Source organism: Sphingomonas caseinilytica (assembly GCF_023516455.1).
Lineage (GTDB): Bacteria > Pseudomonadota > Alphaproteobacteria > Sphingomonadales > Sphingomonadaceae > Sphingomicrobium > Sphingomicrobium caseinilyticum.
The window spans coordinates 556,681-574,901 of the sequence record NZ_JAMGBA010000001.1; the positions used below are offsets into that span (position 1 = coordinate 556,681).

The 18,221-nt window shown below is 63.8% G+C and carries 19 protein-coding genes; 13 read left to right on the forward strand and 6 right to left on the reverse strand.

The window, feature by feature from the left end:
* The first annotated feature begins 21 nt into the window (after window positions 1-21).
* From LZ496_RS02785 to rsmA, 3 genes are read left to right on the forward strand one after another with little or no spacing between them, the layout of a single operon-like run.
* The gene (locus tag LZ496_RS02785; protein ID WP_249903066.1) at window positions 22-1,383 is read left to right on the forward strand and encodes a peptidylprolyl isomerase; all 1,362 of its coding nucleotides are present in this window, start codon (window positions 22-24) and stop codon (window positions 1,381-1,383) included.
* Window positions 1,384-1,410: 27 nt separating this feature from the next.
* Window positions 1,411-2,415, forward strand: coding sequence for a 4-hydroxythreonine-4-phosphate dehydrogenase PdxA (gene pdxA / locus LZ496_RS02790; RefSeq protein ID WP_249903067.1), 1,005 nt, complete (start codon window positions 1,411-1,413; stop codon window positions 2,413-2,415).
* Window positions 2,415-3,224 (forward strand): 16S rRNA (adenine(1518)-N(6)/adenine(1519)-N(6))-dimethyltransferase RsmA, encoded by an 810-nt coding sequence (rsmA, locus tag LZ496_RS02795; protein WP_249903068.1) that lies wholly within the window; start codon window positions 2,415-2,417, stop codon window positions 3,222-3,224. The genes pdxA and rsmA overlap by 1 nt, the downstream gene beginning before the upstream one ends.
* A gap of 14 nt (window positions 3,225-3,238) precedes the next feature.
* On the opposite strand, the gene LZ496_RS02800 is transcribed toward rsmA, so the two are convergent.
* The 4 genes from LZ496_RS02800 to LZ496_RS02815 all read right to left on the reverse strand — a co-directional run bounded on the left by LZ496_RS02800 (window position 3,239) and on the right by LZ496_RS02815 (window position 7,386).
* Window positions 3,239-3,736, reverse strand: coding sequence for a tetratricopeptide repeat protein (locus tag LZ496_RS02800; protein ID WP_249903069.1), 498 nt, complete (start codon window positions 3,734-3,736; stop codon window positions 3,239-3,241).
* A gap of 26 nt (window positions 3,737-3,762) precedes the next feature.
* On the reverse strand, window positions 3,763-4,941 hold the full coding sequence (locus tag LZ496_RS02805) for an RsmB/NOP family class I SAM-dependent RNA methyltransferase (RefSeq protein WP_249903070.1): 1,179 nt from the start codon (window positions 4,939-4,941) through the stop codon (window positions 3,763-3,765).
* 123 nt (window positions 4,942-5,064) lie between these two features.
* Window positions 5,065-6,540: an IMP dehydrogenase gene (guaB, locus tag LZ496_RS02810; RefSeq protein ID WP_249903071.1), complete on the reverse strand. Its 1,476-nt coding sequence runs from the start codon at window positions 6,538-6,540 to the stop codon at window positions 5,065-5,067.
* 39 nt (window positions 6,541-6,579) lie between these two features.
* Window positions 6,580-7,386 carry an HpcH/HpaI aldolase/citrate lyase family protein gene (locus LZ496_RS02815; protein WP_249903072.1) on the reverse strand — a complete coding sequence of 269 codons (807 nt, stop codon included), beginning with the start codon at window positions 7,384-7,386 and terminating at the stop codon, window positions 6,580-6,582.
* Between the two features lie 63 nt (window positions 7,387-7,449).
* Here LZ496_RS02815 and LZ496_RS02820 point away from each other — a divergent pair, with 63 nt between their 5' ends.
* The 4 genes from LZ496_RS02820 to LZ496_RS02835 are packed head-to-tail and all read left to right on the forward strand — an operon-like array spanning window position 7,450 to window position 11,279.
* Window positions 7,450-8,406 carry an SPFH domain-containing protein gene (locus LZ496_RS02820; protein ID WP_249903073.1) on the forward strand — a complete coding sequence of 319 codons (957 nt, stop codon included), beginning with the start codon at window positions 7,450-7,452 and terminating at the stop codon, window positions 8,404-8,406.
* Window positions 8,406-8,861, forward strand: coding sequence for an NfeD family protein (locus tag LZ496_RS02825; RefSeq protein WP_249903074.1), 456 nt, complete (start codon window positions 8,406-8,408; stop codon window positions 8,859-8,861). Before LZ496_RS02820 ends, LZ496_RS02825 begins: the two co-directional genes overlap by 1 nt.
* Before the next feature lie 18 nt (window positions 8,862-8,879).
* Window positions 8,880-10,724, forward strand: coding sequence for a DUF885 domain-containing protein (locus LZ496_RS02830; RefSeq protein ID WP_249903075.1), 1,845 nt, complete (start codon window positions 8,880-8,882; stop codon window positions 10,722-10,724).
* A 54-nt stretch (window positions 10,725-10,778) separates the two neighbouring features.
* Window positions 10,779-11,279: a hypothetical protein gene (locus tag LZ496_RS02835; protein WP_249903076.1), complete on the forward strand. Its 501-nt coding sequence runs from the start codon at window positions 10,779-10,781 to the stop codon at window positions 11,277-11,279.
* A gap of 174 nt (window positions 11,280-11,453) precedes the next feature.
* On the opposite strand, the gene LZ496_RS02840 is transcribed toward LZ496_RS02835, so the two are convergent.
* Both LZ496_RS02840 and LZ496_RS02845 read right to left on the reverse strand, forming a co-directional pair.
* A complete protein-coding gene (locus tag LZ496_RS02840; protein ID WP_249903077.1) occupies window positions 11,454-11,900 on the reverse strand; it encodes a hypothetical protein in 447 nt (148 codons plus the stop codon).
* 107 nt (window positions 11,901-12,007) lie between these two features.
* Window positions 12,008-13,615, reverse strand: a complete 1,608-nt coding sequence (locus LZ496_RS02845) for a phosphoenolpyruvate carboxykinase (RefSeq protein WP_249903078.1) — start codon at window positions 13,613-13,615, stop codon at window positions 12,008-12,010.
* 170 nt (window positions 13,616-13,785) lie between these two features.
* Here LZ496_RS02845 and LZ496_RS02850 point away from each other — a divergent pair, with 170 nt between their 5' ends.
* The 6 genes from LZ496_RS02850 to LZ496_RS02875 are packed head-to-tail and all read left to right on the forward strand — an operon-like array spanning window position 13,786 to window position 18,138.
* A complete protein-coding gene (locus LZ496_RS02850) occupies window positions 13,786-14,514 on the forward strand; it encodes a response regulator transcription factor (protein WP_249903079.1) in 729 nt (242 codons plus the stop codon).
* Window positions 14,483-16,057, forward strand: a complete 1,575-nt coding sequence (locus LZ496_RS02855) for a HAMP domain-containing sensor histidine kinase (protein ID WP_249903080.1) — start codon at window positions 14,483-14,485, stop codon at window positions 16,055-16,057. The genes LZ496_RS02850 and LZ496_RS02855 overlap by 32 nt, the downstream gene beginning before the upstream one ends.
* Window positions 16,054-16,494 (forward strand): HPr kinase/phosphorylase, encoded by a 441-nt coding sequence (locus tag LZ496_RS02860; RefSeq protein ID WP_249903081.1) that lies wholly within the window; start codon window positions 16,054-16,056, stop codon window positions 16,492-16,494. The genes LZ496_RS02855 and LZ496_RS02860 overlap by 4 nt, the downstream gene beginning before the upstream one ends.
* Before the next feature lies 1 nt (window position 16,495).
* Entirely contained in the window at window positions 16,496-17,461 is a 966-nt protein-coding gene (gene rapZ / locus LZ496_RS02865; protein ID WP_249903082.1) for an RNase adapter RapZ, read from the forward strand.
* Complete coding sequence (locus LZ496_RS02870) at window positions 17,462-17,869, forward strand: PTS sugar transporter subunit IIA (protein WP_249903083.1); 408 nt, start codon at window positions 17,462-17,464, stop codon at window positions 17,867-17,869.
* Window positions 17,866-18,138 (forward strand): HPr family phosphocarrier protein, encoded by a 273-nt coding sequence (locus tag LZ496_RS02875; RefSeq protein ID WP_249903084.1) that lies wholly within the window; start codon window positions 17,866-17,868, stop codon window positions 18,136-18,138. Before LZ496_RS02870 ends, LZ496_RS02875 begins: the two co-directional genes overlap by 4 nt.
* Window positions 18,139-18,221: the final 83 nt, after the last annotated feature.

An 18,221-nucleotide genomic window follows, 5' to 3' on the forward strand; every position in this document is an offset into this window, starting at 1 on the left:
AGGGTGGTAGCGATTAAGAGCATGGTTTCGATACCGCTGGTGCGCGGCGTTTCGCTGACTTTGGGACTGGCATTGGCAACAGCCGCCATCGCGCAGCAGGCCCAGACCGGCGGCCAGGCGCAACAGCCCGCTCAGCCGAGCTCTGCCGCGACTCTTAACCTGCCGCAGAATCCCGAGCTGTTCGGCAAATCCCTGCCGTCGGTGGTGAAGGCTACCGCAATCGTCAACGGAGAGGTCATCACCCAGACCGACGTCGACCAGCGACTTGCCCTTCTTTCGATCGCCAACAACACGCCGATCCCCGCGGCGGAAATCGATCGTTTGCGTCAGCAGGTGCTCAGCAACCTCATCGACGAGACGCTGCAGATCCAGGCCGCGCGCAACGAAGAAATCGAAATCACCGACGCCGATGTCGACAAGACGGTCGCCCGCGTCGCCACCAACGCAAAGCAGACCCCGGACCAGATGGCCGCCTATCTGAAGGCGCGCGGGTCCTCGATCCGCTCAATTCGCCGTCAGATCACCGGTGAAATCGCCTGGCGCCGGCTGCAATCGAAGAAGATCGAAAGCTCGGTCAGCGTCGGCGACGAGGAAGTTCAGGCCGTCATCGACAAGATGAATGCATCGAAGGGCGCCGAGGAATTCCGCGTCGGCGAAATCTTCATTTCCGCCAACAGCACCAACGAGCAGCAGGCGCTCGCCAATGCCGATCGGGTCTTCGCAGCCCTGCAGCAAGGCGGCTCCTTCGTCGGCTACGCCCGGCAGTTCTCCGAAGCGTCGACCGCGGCGGTGGGCGGCGATCTCGGCTGGGTACGGCCGGAGCAGATGCCCGACGCTCTCGCCCAGGCAATCCGGCAGATGCGCCCGGGCATGGTCTCGCGCCCGATCAAGGTGCAGGGCGGCTATTCGATCGTTGCCGTGCAGGACATCCGCAAGATCCTGACCGCTGATCCGCGCAATGCCGTTTTGAGCCTGAAGCAGGTCACCGTCAGCTTCCCGCAAGGCACCAACCGCGCGGCGGCAGAGCCGATCGTCGCCCGCTTCGCCACGGCCGCACAGAATATCGGCGGCTGCGGCGGTGCGGAGCGGATTGCCGGGGAATTGAACGCGGAAGTCGTCCAGTCGGACGACGTCAAGACGCGCGACCTTCCGCCAGCGCTGCAGGAAATGATCCTCGACATGCAGGTCGGTCAGGCGACGCGGCCATTCGGCTCGATCGAGGAAGGCGTCCGGGTACTGGTTCTTTGCGGCCGTGACGAGGCCGATCCGAGCGCACCCAGCTTCGACCAGGTCTATGCCCAGCTCAACGAAGAGCGCGTCAACCTTCGGTCGCGACGCTACCTGCGCGATCTCAGGCGCGACGCCATTATCGACTATCGCTAGGCCGGATATGGGTGCAAAACCCTGACGATGGCAAATAGCTACAGGCCACTGGCGGTTTCGCTGGGCGATCCCGCCGGCATCGGCCCGGAGGTGGTCGGCAAATGCTGGGACCACCGCGACCGGTTCGGTTTGCCCCCATTCGTGGCGATCGGCGACCCGCGCAGCCTCGCTGCCGTATGGGACGGTCCGCTGGCGACAGTCGACGATCCGCGGGAAGTCGACAGCGCCTTCGACGTCGGGCTCCCGATCCTGTCCATCGCATCGGTAGAGGCCGATCTTCCCGGCCATCCGACTGTTGCCGGGGCTCACTGCTCGCTTGACGCGCTGGAGCTGGCTGTCGGCCTGGCCCGATCGGGCTCGGCCTCTGCGGTTGTGACCGGCCCCGTCTCCAAGCAGCAGCTTTACGGGATCGGCTTTTCGCACCCGGGCCAGACCGAGTTCGTCGCCGAACGCTGCGGCGTTTCCCCCGGCAATGTCGCGATGATGCTGGCGGGGCCCACGCTTCGCACCGTGCCCGTCACGACGCATCTTCCGCTGGGCCATGTCGCCGCGGCGCTATCGCCGTCACTCATCGAGGCGCGCGGACGGGCGGCACTGCGCGGTCTCCAGCGCAACTTCGGCATTTCCGACCCCCGGCTGGCCGTTGCCGGCCTCAATCCGCATGCCGGCGAGGGCGGAGCGCTCGGCCGCGAAGAGATCGAGCTCATCATTCCAGCCATCGAGGCGCTTCGGACCGAAGGCTGGCGCGTGACGGGGCCTCACCCGGCGGACACGATGTTCCATGCCGGCGCACGCGCCCAATATGATGCCGCGCTCTGCATGTATCATGATCAGGCGCTGATTCCCTTGAAGGCCCTTCACTTCGAGGAGGGTGTGAACATCACGCTAGGCCTGCCGATCGTCCGGACGGCGCCCGATCATGGCACGGCGTTCGACATTGCCGGCCAAGACCTCGCCGATCCGCGCGCCATGGCGGCGGCGATCCGGCTGGCTGCGGAATCCGCACTTCACCGCGCAACGCTTTCGGTCTGATGCCCGAACCGCTGCGCGACGTCATTGCCCGCCATGGCCTGCAGGCAAGCAAGGCGCTTGGGCAGAATTTCATCCTGGACCGCCAGCTGCTGGCGCGGATCGCCGCCGTGCCCGGCCCGCTCGAGGGGACGAAAGTTTATGAGGTTGGCCCCGGCCCCGGCGGCCTGACGCGTGCACTGCTCGATACCGGGGCCGAAGTCGTCGCGGTCGAGCGGGATCGCCGGTGCCTTCCAGCGCTGGCAGAGCTTGACGCGGACTTTCCCGGAAAGCTGCGCATCATCTCCGGCGATGCGCTGAAGGTCGATGAACGTGCGGAAGCCGGCGATGGCGCCCACATCGTCGCCAACCTGCCCTACAATGTCGGAACGGCGCTGCTCTTAAGCTGGCTGGAAGGGCCGTGGCCGCCATGGTGGTCGTCGCTCACCCTGATGTTCCAGCGCGAGGTTGCCGAGCGGATCGTCGCGAAGCCCGGCAGCGAACATTATGGCCGTCTGTCGGTGGCTGCCCAGTGGCGCTCCAGCCCACGGATTGCGATGCAGGTGCATCGCTCTGCATTCGTGCCGCCGCCAAAGGTGGCTTCGGCGGTGGTTCACATCGTCCCTGCGGCCGAACCGGCCGGCGTGCGGGCGGAGGTACTGGAGCAAATCACTGCAGCTGCATTCGGCCAGCGCCGAAAGATGATGCGATCCAGCCTGAAATCGGTTGCGGGCGCGCTCGACGCGCTGGCCGCCCTAGGGATCGACATCGAACGCCGCGCCGAAACAGTCAGCGTCGAGGAATTCGTCGCGCTTGCGCGCGCCCTGTCCTGAGGCCGAACCCGGCGTCAGTTCTTCTTGGGAACCTCAGGCGTCTTGGCCGCGGCAAGCGCCGGACCACGGGCAATGGCGGTCGACAATGTCCCGACCTGCGGGCAGCTGGTGGTGCCGCACAGCTTCTGAAGCTTGGCCAGATTCTCCTTGGCGCGCGGCAATGCGCCCAATTCGACCATCGCCTCGCCCTGGACGGCAAGTGCGTCCCGGTCGGTCGGCTCCAGGGTCAACGCCTTGTTGCTAAGGCGAATTGCCTGACCGTAGAGCTTCTGCTTGATCGCAACCCGCGCCATGGCGACGAACGCCGCCCGGTTCTTGGGGTCGACGACCAGGGCGGTCTCCAGTGCGTCGTCGGCTTCGACGAACTTGCCCTGCGAAAGAAGCGTTTCACCCTGCTTCAACAACTCCATCGACTTCGGCGCGATCTGATCGTCCGGACGCTGTCCGACGACAGCGACCGACAGGGTCGAGGCGGCAAGGCCGAGGCAAAGAACGAGCGGTGACAGGCGCATCAAAATCTCCAACCAACCGCGCGACGCTAGCATGGCTTCGCAAATCGCGCGACGAAAAAGCCGTCGGTGGCATCGTGCGCCGGGGTCAGGAGCCGTCCCGGCCCATCCGCACGTCCACCTTCGAACGGCATATCCTGCACGATCCAAGATGAATGGCGGCCTAAGAAGTTCCTCGCTTGATCAGTGCCTTCGGCTCGGATGATCGAACAAGTCGCATAAACCAGCGCCCCGCCGGGCTTCACCAGCGGCGCCGCGATGTCGAGCAGGTGCTGCTGCAAATGCACCAGCCGGTCGAGCCGATCCGGCGACAGCCGCCAGCGGCCTTCGGGGTTTCGCCGCCATGTACCCGACCCGCTGCAGGGCGCGTCGACCAGGACGATGTCGCACTGCCCTTCAAGTTCGGCCAGTTGAGCGCTCTCCCGGCCGCCATCCAGCAACCGCACTTCGATCTCGGCAACAGCACGCTGGGCGCGAGGCGCAAGTTGTGCCAGCCGCGCCCGGTTGGTGTCGGTCGCGATCACCTGACTGCCCGGCGATGCCGCAGCCAAGGCCAGCGCCTTACCCCCTGCCCCCGCGCATAGATCAAGGATGCGCGCCCCCTCGGATGATTGGCAGGCAAGCGCAATCAACTGGCTGCCTTCGTCCTGGATTTCGACCAGGCCTTGCAGGAATGCCGGATGATCATCGACCCGCGTGTCGGGAGGGAGCCGCAATCCCCAAGGGCTGTGCGGTGCCGTCTCGGCACCTTCGAACTGACCGATCAGCTCGTCTCGGCTGGCCCGGGCAGCATTGACCCTGAGGTCGATCGGAGCCCTTTCAAGCAATGCCGGCCATTCAGCTTCGGTCACATGGCCCGAAAGCAGCGGCTGAACCCATTGCGGGATAGCCGACGGCTTGGCCACATCGTCAGCCGGTTCGCGCACCGCCGGTCCGTGAGGCGAGCCGTCGAACAGGTCGAGCAGCATGGCATCCTCGTCGGCCAGGCCCAGCATGGCGGAGCGGCCGCTCGCCGGTACCTCGCCGCTTCGCCGGATCGCGCGGAATACCAGTTCCCGGACGGCGCGCCGATCCTTTGACCCGGCATAGCGGCGCGCCTTGAAATATCGAGTGACGATGGCGTCCGCCGGCGCTCCGTCCTGGCGCACCGACGCGATCACCTCATCGAGAATCTCGATCGCCGCCTGGACGCGAGCGGAGGGCGTCATATTTCTCTCCGTTCGTCCTGAGCGGAGCGCGAAGCGCGTAGTCGAAGGGCGGCAATGCGATCGCCCTTCGACTTCGGCCTACGGCCTCCGCTCAGGACGAACGAGCTTGTTCGCGGCACAACCCTACCGCGTCGGATAGTTCGGCGCCTCGCGGGTGATGGCAACGTCATGGACATGGCTTTCGCTAAGGCCCGCATTGGTAATCCGGACGAACCGAGCGCGCTGCTGCAACTCTTCGATCGTCGTCGAACCGGTATAGCCCATCGCGGCCTTCACGCCGCCGACCAGCTGGTGGATCACGTCGCGGACCGGCCCCTTGTAAGGCACCTGGCCTTCGATCCCTTCCGGAACCAGCTTCAGCTGATCCTTGATGTCCTGCTGGAAATAGCGATCGGCCGAACCGCGCGCCATCGCACCGACCGACCCCATGCCGCGATAAGCCTTGTAGGCGCGGCCCTGGTACAGGAAGGTTTCGCCCGGCGCTTCCTCGGTTCCCGCCAGCAGCGAGCCGACCATGACGGTCGAGGCACCTGCCGCAAGCGCCTTTGCGATATCGCCAGACGTACGAATGCCGCCGTCGGCGATGACAGGAACGCCGCGCTGGCTCGCGGCACCGGCCGCCGCCATGATCGCCGACAATTGCGGTACGCCAACTCCAGCGACGATACGCGTGGTGCAGATGGATCCGGGGCCAATACCGACCTTGATCGCGTCGGCACCGGCATCGGCCAGTGCCTTCGCCGCATCGGCAGTGGCAACGTTGCCGGCAATGACCTGGACGCTGTTCGACAGCCCCTTCACCCTCTCGACCGCCTTGCCGACGTCCTGGTTATGACCGTGGGCGGTATCGATGACGATGCAGTCCACGCCTGCCTCTATCAGCGCTTCCGACCGCGCAAAGCCCTTGTCGCCGACCGTCGTCGCGGCTGCGACCCGAAGGCGCCCCTGCGCGTCCTTGGTCGCAAGCGGCGAAGCGACCGCCTTCTCGATGTCCTTGACCGTGATGAGACCGACGCAATGGCCGCTGTCATCGACCACCAGCAGCTTTTCGATCCGCCGCTGGTGAAGCAGACGCCGGGCTTCGTCCTGGCTGGTGCCCGGCGGAACGGTCGCCAGATTGTCCTTGGTCATCAGCTCGCTGACCGGTTGTTTCGCATGTTCGGCGAAGCGCACGTCGCGGTTGGTAAGGATGCCTGCCAGCTTGCCAGACTGCTCGACGATCGGAATGCCGCTGATCCGGTTGGCCTTCATCAGCTCCAGCGCCTCGGCCAGCGTCTGCTCCGGCGCCATGGTGATCGGATTGACCACCATGCCGCTTTCGAACCGCTTCACCGCGCGAACGGCGGCAACCTGGTCTTCGATCTCCAGGTTGCGATGGAGGACGCCGATTCCGCCCAGATGGGCCATGGCGATCGCCATGTCCGCTTCCGTTACCGTGTCCATCGCGGACGACAGGATCGGAATGTTGAGCGGGATCTCGCGGGTCAGGAAGGTGCGCGTGTCAGCGCTGGAAGGAAGCACGCTCGATTCGAGCGGCTGAAGCAGGACATCGTCGAACGTCAGTCCGAGCGGGATTTCATCGTGGAGAAGGTGGGCCATGCGGGCCTTTGGCAGACGGACCGCGATTCGCCAACCCCGTCAGCCTCTCCCGGACCTCGCAAGCAGGCGGCGCGCGGACTCCACGTGCATCTGCTCGATCATCTCCCCTTCGAACCGCTCCGCGCCGCCCGTGGCCGCTGCAACCAGCCGCTCGGCCCGCGAAACTTCCGCATCGCTCGGGGCAAATGCGGCATGGCAGGGTGCGATCTGGCTGGGATGGATCAGCGACTTGCCGTCGAAGCCCAGCTTGCGCCCCTCGGCTGCTTCCGCCGCAAAACCGTCGAGATCGTCGAGCTGATTATAAACCCCGTCGAACACGGCAATCCCTTCAGCGCGCGCTGCAAGCACGATCGACTGAAGCGCCGTTTGGAGGGGCCCGCGCCCCGCGCCGGGCGGCAGGCGAAGGCCAGCCGACAAGTCGTTCGTGCCCGCAATCAGTGCGACCGAGTCATGGGCGATCGTCGGGGCAGCAAGGACACCCCTGGGCGTTTCGATCATGGCCGCGACGGGCGAACCCGACTGTTTGCGGACGAAGGTCAGCACTTCCTTGTCCTCGACGCGCGGCATTACGACCAGATCGACATGGCCATGAGTGACCGTAACCAGGTCCTGTCCGTGCCACGGCGTCCCGAACCCATTGATGCGGATGGCAACCGGCATCGGCCATTCTTGCTTAATCGCCTCGGCGGCCGCCGCTCGGGCGGCCTCTTTGTCCTCAGGCTTCACCGCATCCTCAAGGTCGAGAATGACCAGGTCCGCGTCGCTTTCACGCGCTTTTGCGATGGCGCGCGGATTGCTTGCTGGAAGAAACAGAAGCGCGCGTTTGTCGAACAGGTTTAGGCTCATGCCGATTTTCCTTCCCACAAGCGCGGCGGCTTTGCATCATGCCGGCAATCAAAGGGGTCTGACATGCTTGAATTTCTCGTTGGCCTATCTGTCTTTGCACTGCTGCTCGTGATGATGAGCGTCAAGATCGTGCGCCAGGGCTATCGCTATACGATCGAACGCTTCGGCCGTTTCGTTCGCGTCGCGGAGCCAGGCTTCAACCTGGTGACGCCATTCATCTATCGCGTTGGTCACAAGATCAACATGATGGAGCAGGTGCTCGATATTCCGGGGCAGGAAATCATCACCAAGGACAACGCCATGGTCGCGGTCGATGGCGTGGTCTTCTTCCAGGTGCTGGACGCCGCCAAGGCCGCCTATGAGGTAAGCGACCTCTATCTGGCGATCATGGCTCTTTCGACCACCAACCTTCGTACAGTCATGGGCTCGATGGACCTCGACGAGACCTTGTCCAAGCGCGACGAGATCAACGCCCGCCTGCTGGCGGTGGTCGACCAGGCTACCGAATCCTGGGGCGTCAAGATCACCCGCGTCGAGTTGAAGGACATTCGCCCGCCGCGCGACATCGTCGATGCGATGACCCGGCAGATGAAGGCGGAACGCGAAAAGCGTGCGGCGATCCTCGAATCAGAGGGGATGCGGGCGTCCGAAATCCTTCGGGCCGAAGGTGAAAAGCAGGCCAAGATTCTTCAGGCTGAGGGCCTTAAGGAAGCGGCGTTCCGCGAAGCCGAAGCCCGCGAGCGTGCGGCACAGGCCGAGGCCACCGCGACCAAATCGGTCAGCGACGCGATCGAAGGTGGAAGCTCGCAGGCCATCAACTATTTCATCGCCCAGAAATATGTCGAAGCGATCGGCAAGTTTGCTACTTCGCCCAACGCGAAGACCATCCTCTTCCCGGTCGAGGCTACCCAGCTGATGGGAACCCTCGGCGGCATTGGCGAGCTTGCAAAGGAAGTGCTCGGCAAGGACGCGGTTGCCGCCCCGACGGTTCGCCCCGGTCTCCCGAAGGCGGGCCAATAATGTTCGAAAACCTCGAACCCGGATGGTGGTGGGCGATCGGCGGCTTGGTCCTGCTGATCGCTGAGGTAATCGCGCCCGGCTTCTTTCTCGTGTTCCTCGGCGCCGCCGCAATCGCCACTGGCCTCTTCACATTGATGTTCGACCTTGGCCTCGCGCCGCAACTGGTGCTGTTCGTGCTCTACACTGCGCTCGCCGTCATGATCGGCAAGCGCTGGTACGCGGAACCGCACGGCGGCGATCAGCGCCATGCGATCAACGAACCCGCCAAGCGGTTGGTCGGAAAGACGGTGACGGCGGTCACCGATGTCGACGACCATGGCGGCCGAGTTCGCGTCGGCGACGGCGAGTGGAATGCCCGTGGCGGTCCCGCCGCCGCCGGCGACCGGCTGACCGTCACCGCCGTCGAAGGCAATTGCCTGATGGTTGAACCAGTTCGCACCCTACCCCCTGCCTGAGTATTTGGAGTCACTGCCTTGAACGATCTGAGCTTTTCGCGCCGCCAGGCGGTTGCCGCGCTTTCCGCTGGCGTCGCGGCGGTTGCCCTTCCCGGTTCCGCCCGCGCCCTGACGCAGGCAGCTACTGCGTCCAGCGAAGCCGACGTCGTCGCCCTGCTCGACTCCATCGGTGAAAACCTGCTTGCCCTGTCACCCGAGAGCGCAACCAGCCTTGGCATCGATACAGGCGCGAAGGCCTCGTACCGCGCTCGGCTGTCGGATCGCAGCCAGGCCGGGCAGGACAAGATCGCAGCAACCCTCCGCGCCGATCTCGCCCGCGCCGAGGCGGTAAACACCGCCGCCGTTACCCATTCGACCCGGACAAGCGTCGAAGTCGTGAAGTCCGCCTATCGCGTCGCGCTCGACGGTTTCGCCCAGCCCTATGGCGACGTCGCCGTCGGCGGCTGGCGCAACACGCCCTATGTCGTGATCCAGAACGTCGGCGCCTATCTCGACGTGCCGCGCTTCCTCGACACCGATCACCGTGTCGAAAATGCCCAGGACGCCGAAGCCTATCTCGCCCGCCTGGAAAGCTATCCGGTCCAGCTCGAAGGCGAACTCGCGCGGCTAAAGGATGCTGGCGGCAAAGGCCTGATCGCCCCCGCCTTCCTGATCGACAAGGCCGTCAACCAGATGACGGTCAGCGTGAAGAATGCGCGCGAAGGCGGCGGCCTCGTCGAATCGATCGAGCGCCGGACCAAGGATATTCCCGGCGACTGGGCGGCCCGCGCCCGCGCCATCGCGCAGCAGAAGGTCGCACCGGCGCTTGAGCGCCAGCTGGCCGAACTCCAGTCGCAGCGAACCCGCGCGACGATGGACGCCGGCATGTGGGCGCGCCCGCATGGCCCCGAATTCTACCAATGGGCACTGCGCGCCTCGACAACGACTAAAATGACTCCGGACGAGATCCACAAGATGGGCCTCGAACAGGTCGCCGAGCTTCACGGCCGGATGGACGTGATCCTGAAGAAGCTGGGCTATTCGCAAGGCACCGTCGGAGCCCGCATGACGGCCCTGTCGAACGACCCCCGCTACAAGTTCGCGGAAGGCGATCCCGGCCGCGCCGAGATCATGGCCTTCATCCAGGAACGGCTGAAGATCATCCGCGCCCAGCTTCCGCGCGCTTTCCGCACGCTGGTCCGCGGCAATCTGGAAGTGAAGCGCTTGCCGCCCGAGGAAGAACCCGGCGCACCTGGCGCCTATGGCGGCGCGGGATCGATCGACGGTTCGATCCCGGGCAAATTCTGGATCAACCTTCGCACCACCGACCTGCATCGCAAATATGACCTGCCCGACCTTGCCCATCATGAGGCGATCCCGGGTCACGTCTGGCAGGGCGAATATTCGAACCAGCTTCCGCTTATCCGCGCGATGCTCGCCTTCAACGCTTACTCCGAAGGCTGGGCGCTCTATGCCGAGCAACTGGCCGACGAACTTGGCGTCTACGACGACTTCGAAGTCGGCCGCCTCGGTTATCTGCAAAGCCTCGCCTTCCGCGCAATCCGCCTCGTCGTCGACACAGGCCTCCACCACAAGCGCTGGACCCGCGAACAGGGCGTCCGCTACTTCGTCGAGGTCAACGGGTCGAAGCAGGAAGAGGTCGCCAGCGAAGTCGACCGTTATTGCAGCTGGGTCGGCCAGGCCTGCGGCTACAAGATCGGCCATACCGAGATCGTCCGCCAGCGCACCCGCGCCCAAAAGGCACTCGGCCCCACCCGCTACGACCTCCGCGATTTCGACGACACGGTGGTGAAGGGCGGCAACGTCCCGCTCGACGTGCTGGCCAAGAACATCGACGAATATATCGCCACCGCGAAGGGCTAAGGCGATTTGAAGTCCTTCTAGCGGTCGGCGGACACTAGAGTGTAAGCTACCCCAATGGCCAACGACCGCGAAAAACAGCGAACGGAAACGGACAGCGAAATCGAACGGGAGATCCGCGAAGGCCGCAAGCTGACCGCCAAGGATCTCATGGCCCGGCTAGCCGGACCCGGAGCGATGAAAGGCGCCTCGCCAGTCTCTCCGGTTCAGCAGGCCGAGAACGAAATCGGCAGCTGGCTCGGTAACAACCTGCAGGACGACTGCGGCCAGTTGCGCGTCGTCCTGCATCGCAACCTAAAGGGTAGCGAGTGCTTGCTGGAAAACCTCGATCAGCCGCTCACAGCGATCGAAGAATATCTCCGGCGGCTCCTCGCCACCGACAATCTTCTGAAAGAGATCGTCCGGGAAGCAGATGTCGAATGGGGCCGCGTCATGGATGAGCGGCCCCATTTCGAGCGAGAAGGCGCAGCGGCCAACCCTGACGATCCCTACACTTGCATTGGCGTTCGCAAGACCTTGGGTGACGCGCTGGAGAGACTGCCCCACGCGACCAAATAGGATCGCCATGCGATACTGCTGTCCTACAGGCATCGAACCGTGCGACAATCGTCGCCGGTCTTTCTCATGGTCTGCATCAAAGTCGGGCGCGCGATCCCTAAAGTCACTAAAGTCACACGAAATGACGCCGCAGCTTGAGACTTTTGCGACGTTAGTGACCTTAGGAGGCCGGGCTCAGGGCATTGCCGCAAGGTCAGGCTCGACCCAGCCTCGCCGCGCGTCGACGCTCATCAGCCGGTCCTTGGACCAGAAGCGTAGCGGCCAATCGCGGCGCCCCATCGGCGACATCAGCAGCTCGTTGACCAGCTCGTGGATCGGTCGGCTCGTATCCACCTCTTCGAGGAACAGGCGGATCCCGCGGAGGTAAGCGCGGGTGATGGTGTCGTGATAGCCTTCGGTATCGGTGTTCTTGCCGCCGACACTCTCGTTATATCTTGAGATGATCCCCGGAAGCTCGACGTCGAGGTCGATCTCCGCATGTTTCAGGACAAGATAGGTCGTCGCGGCGAGGTGGGCCTCATGGGTCCACTCCTCGCGCGGCAAGGTACGGGCCAACAGCCCCTCGCCCACATGGGCAACGGCGTCGTCGGACAGGAAATGGCGTACTGGATATTCGGTCATTTTTGGGTCTCGTCATTGCGAGCGCAGCGAAGCAATCCAGGCCTCACCGCGCTGGATTGCTTCGTCACTGCGCTCCTCGCAATGACGAGAATGCAGTAATTTAAGCGTCAGGCAGCGGCGCTGATTTTCGGCCCCGATTGTCGCACGCCCTCATCCACATGATCCGCGAACTCGGCGAAGTTCTCGATGAACAGGTCAACGAGCTTGGCCGCGGTGCGGTCATAGTCAGCCTTGTCGGCCCACGTCGAACGCGGGTCGAGGATCGAATTGTCGACGCCGGGTACCGCGACCGGCACGTCGAACCCGAAGTTCGGATCCTTGCGGAACTCGACATTCTTCAGGCTTCCGTCGAGCGCCGCGTTGAGGAGCGCACGGGTCTCCTTGATCGGCATGCGCTTGCCGGTGCCATACTTGCCGCCGGTCCAACCGGTATTGACCAGCCAGCAGTCGACATGGCCCTCAGCAATCCGCTTCTTCAGCAGGTTGCCGTAGACCGACGGGTGACGCGGCATGAAGGGCGCCCCGAAGCAGGTCGAGAAGGTCGCTTCCGGCTCGGTCACGCCGATTTCGGTGCCGGCCACCTTGGCGGTATAGCCCGACAGGAAGTGGTACATCGCCTGGTCCGGAGTCAGCTTCGCGATCGGAGGCAGCACGCCGAACGCGTCGGCGGTCAGCATCACGATGTTCTTCGGCACCGGGCCCATGTTCTTCTCGGAAGAATTGGGGATGTACTCGATTGGATAGGCACCGCGGCTGTTCTCGGCGAGGCTGTTGTCGTCGAGGTCGAGGGTGCGGGCCACCGGATCCATGACGACATTCTCAAGCACCGTTCCGAAGCGCTTGGTCGTGGCATAGATTTCCGGCTCGCTCTCGGCCGAAAGGCGGATCATCTTGGCGTAGCAGCCGCCTTCGAAGTTGAAGACCGCCGTATCCGACCAGCCATGCTCGTCGTCGCCGATCAGCGTCCGGTTCGGGTCGGCCGACAAGGTCGTCTTGCCGGTGCCCGACAGGCCGAAGAAGATCGCCGTGTCGCCGTCCTTGCCGATGTTGGCGGAGCAGTGCATCGGCATGGTGCCTTCGGCCGGCAGCAGATAGTTGAGAAGGCCGAACACGGACTTCTTCATCTCGCCGCCATATTCGGTACCGCCAATCAGGATCAGCTTCTCGCTCAAATTGACGGCGATCACCGTCTCGCTGCGGCAGCCGTGGCGCGACGGTTCCGCGCGGAAGCTCGGCAGGTCGATGATCGTGAACTCCGGAACGAAGCTGGCGAGTTCAGCCGTCTCCGGGCGAACGAGCATCGTGCGGATGAACAGGTTGTGCCAGGCATATTCGTTGATCACGCGCACATTGACGCGATGCTCGGGCTGCGAACCGCCAAACAGGTCGGCGACGAACAGCGTCTCGCGAGTCTTCAGGTGCGCGAGGAAATCGGCCTTGAGCGCCGCGAATGCCGCGGGGTCCATCGGCTTGTTCGACTTGCCCCACCACACGGTATTTTCCGTCTCGGAATCGCGGACGGTGAACTTGTCGTTGGCCGAGCGGCCGGTGTGCTTGCCGGTCTTGACGACGATCGGGCCATCCTTGGCCAACTCACCCTCGCCACGCGAAACGGCCTGCTCGACCAGTGGTGCGGTCGTCAGGTTCCAATGGACGGTCGCCGAGGTTTCGATGCCCTGGGCTTCCAGTCGGTGCGCGGGGGTGCGCTCGCTCACGTCAAGATTCTCCCTTAAATATCAAAGGCGACGCCACTTTTGGAACGCCGCCGCATGTGCCTGCGGGGCGGCCTATACAGAGCGTGCGCTCATCGGTCAAAGCGGCTCGCCTCACCCTTGTTTCGGCGAGACGCGCTGGCTATCCCTCCCCAAGTGCTTAAGGAGCCGGAATGAGCCATGTAATCGCGCTCGTCGATGACGACCGCAACATCCTGACATCGGTATCGATTGCCCTGCAGGCAGAAGGCTTCCTGACTCGTGTCTACACCGATGGTCAGGCAGCGCTGAAAGCCTTCGCGGACAATCCGCCGGATCTCGGCGTCTTCGACATCAAGATGCCGCAGATGGACGGGATGGAACTGCTCCGGAGAGTTCGGGAGCTGGGCGGCCAGATCGGGGGCATGCCGGTCATCTTCCTGACGTCCAAGGACGACGAGCTCGATGAGGCGCTTGGCCTCGCCATGGGCGCCGACGATTATATCTCCAAGCCCTTCTCCCAACGGCTCCTCATTGCCCGCATCCGCGCCATCCTCCGCCGCCAGGACCTGGCGAAGGGCGTCAATTCAAACGGCTCGCAATCCGTCGCGGAAGAGCTGCCCCTGATCGAGCGCGGGCGCCTGGTCATGGACCCGGCTCGCCATAAGGTTTTATGGGATGGCCGGGATGTTACGCTGACCGTCACCGAATTCCTGATCCTCGAGGCGCTTGCCCAACGCCCGGGAGTGGTCAAATCACGAAACCAGCTGCTCGATGTGGCCTATCAGGATGATGTCTATGTCGACGACCGTACCATCGACAGCCACATCAAGCGCATCCGCCGGAAGTTCCGCGGGGCCGACCCGGCCTTTGACGCAATCGAGACCCTCTATGGCGTCGGATATAAATTCGGCGAAGAATGAGGAAGCCGACCTCACCCTGACATGGTCGGGGCGATGGACGCTTGCTCACCGCATCCTAGCGGTGAACGTGCTGACGCTCGTCCTCGTCCTGCTCGCCATCTTCTACCTCGACAGCTATCGAAACCGCCTCGAGAAAGAGCGGGTCCAGAAGGTCGCGTCCGAGGCAACCATGGCGGCTACCGCGCTGGAAGCCATCCCGCCGGCGGCTCAAGAACGACTACTGGCGAACCTGTCGAAAGAGAATGAGAGTCGGATCCGGCTTTACGGGGCGGATGGCCAACTCATCATGGATAGCTGGCGGCAGACTGGTCCGACCTATCGCCTCCGCGACCCGGCCACCCAAAGGTGGAACAAGGATGTCGCAAGGGCACTGGACCGAGGGTTCAATGCTCTCGTCGGAGAGGAACCGGACGAGGATTTCGTCGAGCCCGCTACCGACAAGGCAGATGCCTGGTCGGAGGTCATCGCCTCTCGGAAATCCGGGATAACGGAAACGGAAATTCGTCTGGCACCGGAACAGACTCCAGTCTTCTCCGCTGCTGCCCCGGTAACGGGCGGCGCCACGCTGCTGGTAACCGACAACGACCGAGCTTTCACGCGGACCGTCCGCAAGCAGCGCAGGTCGCTCCTGATTGCGCTTGCGGTCGTTGCTGCACTTTCCGTGCTGCTTTCACTCTTCCTCGCCCGGACGATCGTTAGACCGCTGCGCCGGATCGCGCTGGCCGCCCACCGGGTCCGCCTGGGACGAGCGCGCGAAGTCAATGTTCCCCGCCTGCCCTCGCGAACCGACGAGATCGGACTGCTGGCCCGATCCATCAGCGACATGAGTCAGTCGCTGCGGCAAAGGATCGACAATATCGAAGCCTTCGCGGCCGACGTGACCCACGAACTGAAGAACCCGCTCGCTTCGCTGCGGTCGGCCGTCGACGGACTGGAGCGCATTGAAGACCCGGCACTTCGCAAGCAGCTGATCGATGTCATTCGCCAGGACATCGTTCGCCTCGACCGGCTGATCAGCGACGTCAGCGAGGCTGCGAGGACCGATGCGGAGCTGGCCCGGGCGCGCTTTGAGTTGGTCGACCTTGGCGCCTTGATCGGCCAGCTGGTCTCGTCCTGGAAAGAGCGGCGCGAAACCGGAAACGTGCGCATTGCCTTTGCGCGACCGCGACGTGCCAGCGCGATCGTCATGGGAGAACCAGGGCGGCTGGCAAGGGCGATCGACAATATCATCGACAACGCGATCAGCTTTTCGCCGCCGGGCGGGTTGGTCGAAGTCGCTGCCACCCATGTCGATGACGAGATCCGCATTCGCATCGACGATGAAGGACCTGGCGTGCCGCCGGAGCTTCGTGAGGCGATCTTTAACCGGTTCCATTCAGTAAGGCCGGAAACCGAGAGTTTCGGACGGCATTCGGGACTCGGGCTGGCGATCGCACGGGCGATCGTCGAGGGACATGATGGGGAGATCGATGTGACCGACCGTGACGATGCGCCGTCCGGAGCGCGCTTCACCATCATCCTGAAGGCTGCCGACCGGGCATGAACGGAGATCGCCTGAGTTCCGAGAACCTGCACGCTTCCTGTGTCTCGTACCAGGGCCGCGCCGTGTTGATCGCCGGGCCGTCGGGTTCCGGAAAGTCCGATCTCGCTCTGCGCCTGATCGACCGCGGCTTCACTCTGGTGAGCGACGATCGGACCATCCTGCGCAAGGATGGCGACAGGCTGATCGCTTCTGCCCCTGCAACCATCAAGGGAAAGCTGGAGATTCGCGGGATTGGAATCGTCGACATGGACTCGGTCAACGAGGTTCCAGTGGCTCTGGTGGTCGAACTGACCGGCGACATGCAGCGCATGCCGGATGATAGCCGGGAGCGGCTGATCCTCGGTGCTGGCATTCCGCTGGTCAACGTCGATGCAATGACCGCATCGGCACCGGCCAAGGTGGTCGTCGCTCTCGACCGCCTCGGGCTGAAGTCCTGATATGGCGGCACGTCCCGGCACCTTTCCGCGCCTGCTGCTCGTCACCGGAATGTCCGGTGCCGGCAAATCGACCGTCCTCCATGCGTTGGAGGATATGGGCTGGGACTGCGTCGACAATCTGCCGACCAGCCTGCTGGAGGCGTTTGTCCATGGTGAACGCGGGGCGCGGCGCAAGATCCCGGTTGCGGTCGGCATGGACGTGCGCAGCCGCGGGTTCGATCCCCAGACTCTTCCCAGCCTCATTCAGTCGATTGAGGGCGTTACGCCGGAAATCCTCTACCTCGACTGTGCCGGTTCGGAACTGATCCGGCGATATGACGAGACTCGGCGCCGCCATCCCCTCGCTCCAGACCGACCTGCGGAAGATGGAGTTGCGAAGGAACGCGCCTCTACTGCCGCCCTCCGCGACCTCGCCGATACGCTGATCGACACGACCGATCTCACGCCTGCCGAGCTGCGTGAGGAGCTGAGGAGCCGCTATGGCGGGGACATCGACCAGCCGGTTCTAACGATCGTCTCTTTCGGCTTTGCGCGGGGCATCTCGCGGACCGCCGACCTCGTGTTCGACATGCGCTTTGCCGACAATCCGCATTGGGTCCCTGAACTTCAGCCGATGACCGGGGAGGATCGGGCGGTTCAGGACTATTGCTCGAGCGATGTCGCCTGGACGCCGGCGATGGCCCAAATCGAATCGCTGTTAATCACCCTAATTCCCCGCTATTGGGCCGCCGGCAAAAGCTATCTGACGGTGGCATTCGGCTGTACGGGAGGGCGTCACCGGTCGGTGGCGGCAGCAGTCGAAATGGCGAACCGGTTGCGCGAAGCGGGATTTTCACCGAATGTCCGCCACCGTGACCTCGCCAAACCGCAGAGCGATGCAGTTGAGGACACACCCGCGGAAAAGCCATCGGGCACTGGGCCATCGATGAAATCAGGGGCGCGGGACGGTAATGATGCGGGTGAGTGAATGATTGGACTAGTGTTGGTGACTCACGGCCGGTTGGCGGCCGAGTTCATCACAGCCATGGAGCATGTTGTCGGTCCCCAGCAGGCGATCGAGGGCATTTGCATTGACGCCGACGACGACATGGAAATGCGTCGCAAGGAGATCGCGGACGCCATCCAGCGCTGCGACCAGGGCGATGGCGTCATCATCCTGACGGACCTGTTCGGCGGCACACCGTCGAACCTCGCCATCAGCCTGATGAAGAGCGAGAATGTCGAGGTGATCGCCGGCGTTAACCTGCCGATGCTGATCCGCCTTGAGGGTGCCCGCAAGGCGATGACGGTTCGCGCCGCGGTTGCCGCCGCTCGCGAAGCCGGCCGCAAATATATTTCGGTCGCGTCCGAAATCCTGGGCGAGGCCGCTGCTTGAACGCCCTTTCGCGAACCATCGAAATTACCAACAAGCGCGGGCTGCATGCCCGGGCGAGCGCCAAGTTCGTCAACGTCGCCTCCGGCCTCACGGCCCGGATCGAAGTCGAAAAGGACGGCAATCGCGTCGTCGGCACGTCGATCATGGGCCTGATGATGCTGGGCGCGGCGATGGGCGATTCGATCACCATCCATTGCGAGGGCGACGGCTGCGACGATGCGATGGCCGAGCTTGCGGCGCTCGTTGAGGGACGCTTCGGGGAAGAATAGTTAGCCGTCGCCCCAGCGAAGGCTGGGGCCCATGTAATTCAATGGCATGGATGCCAGCCTTCGCTGGCATGACGAAAAGGGGA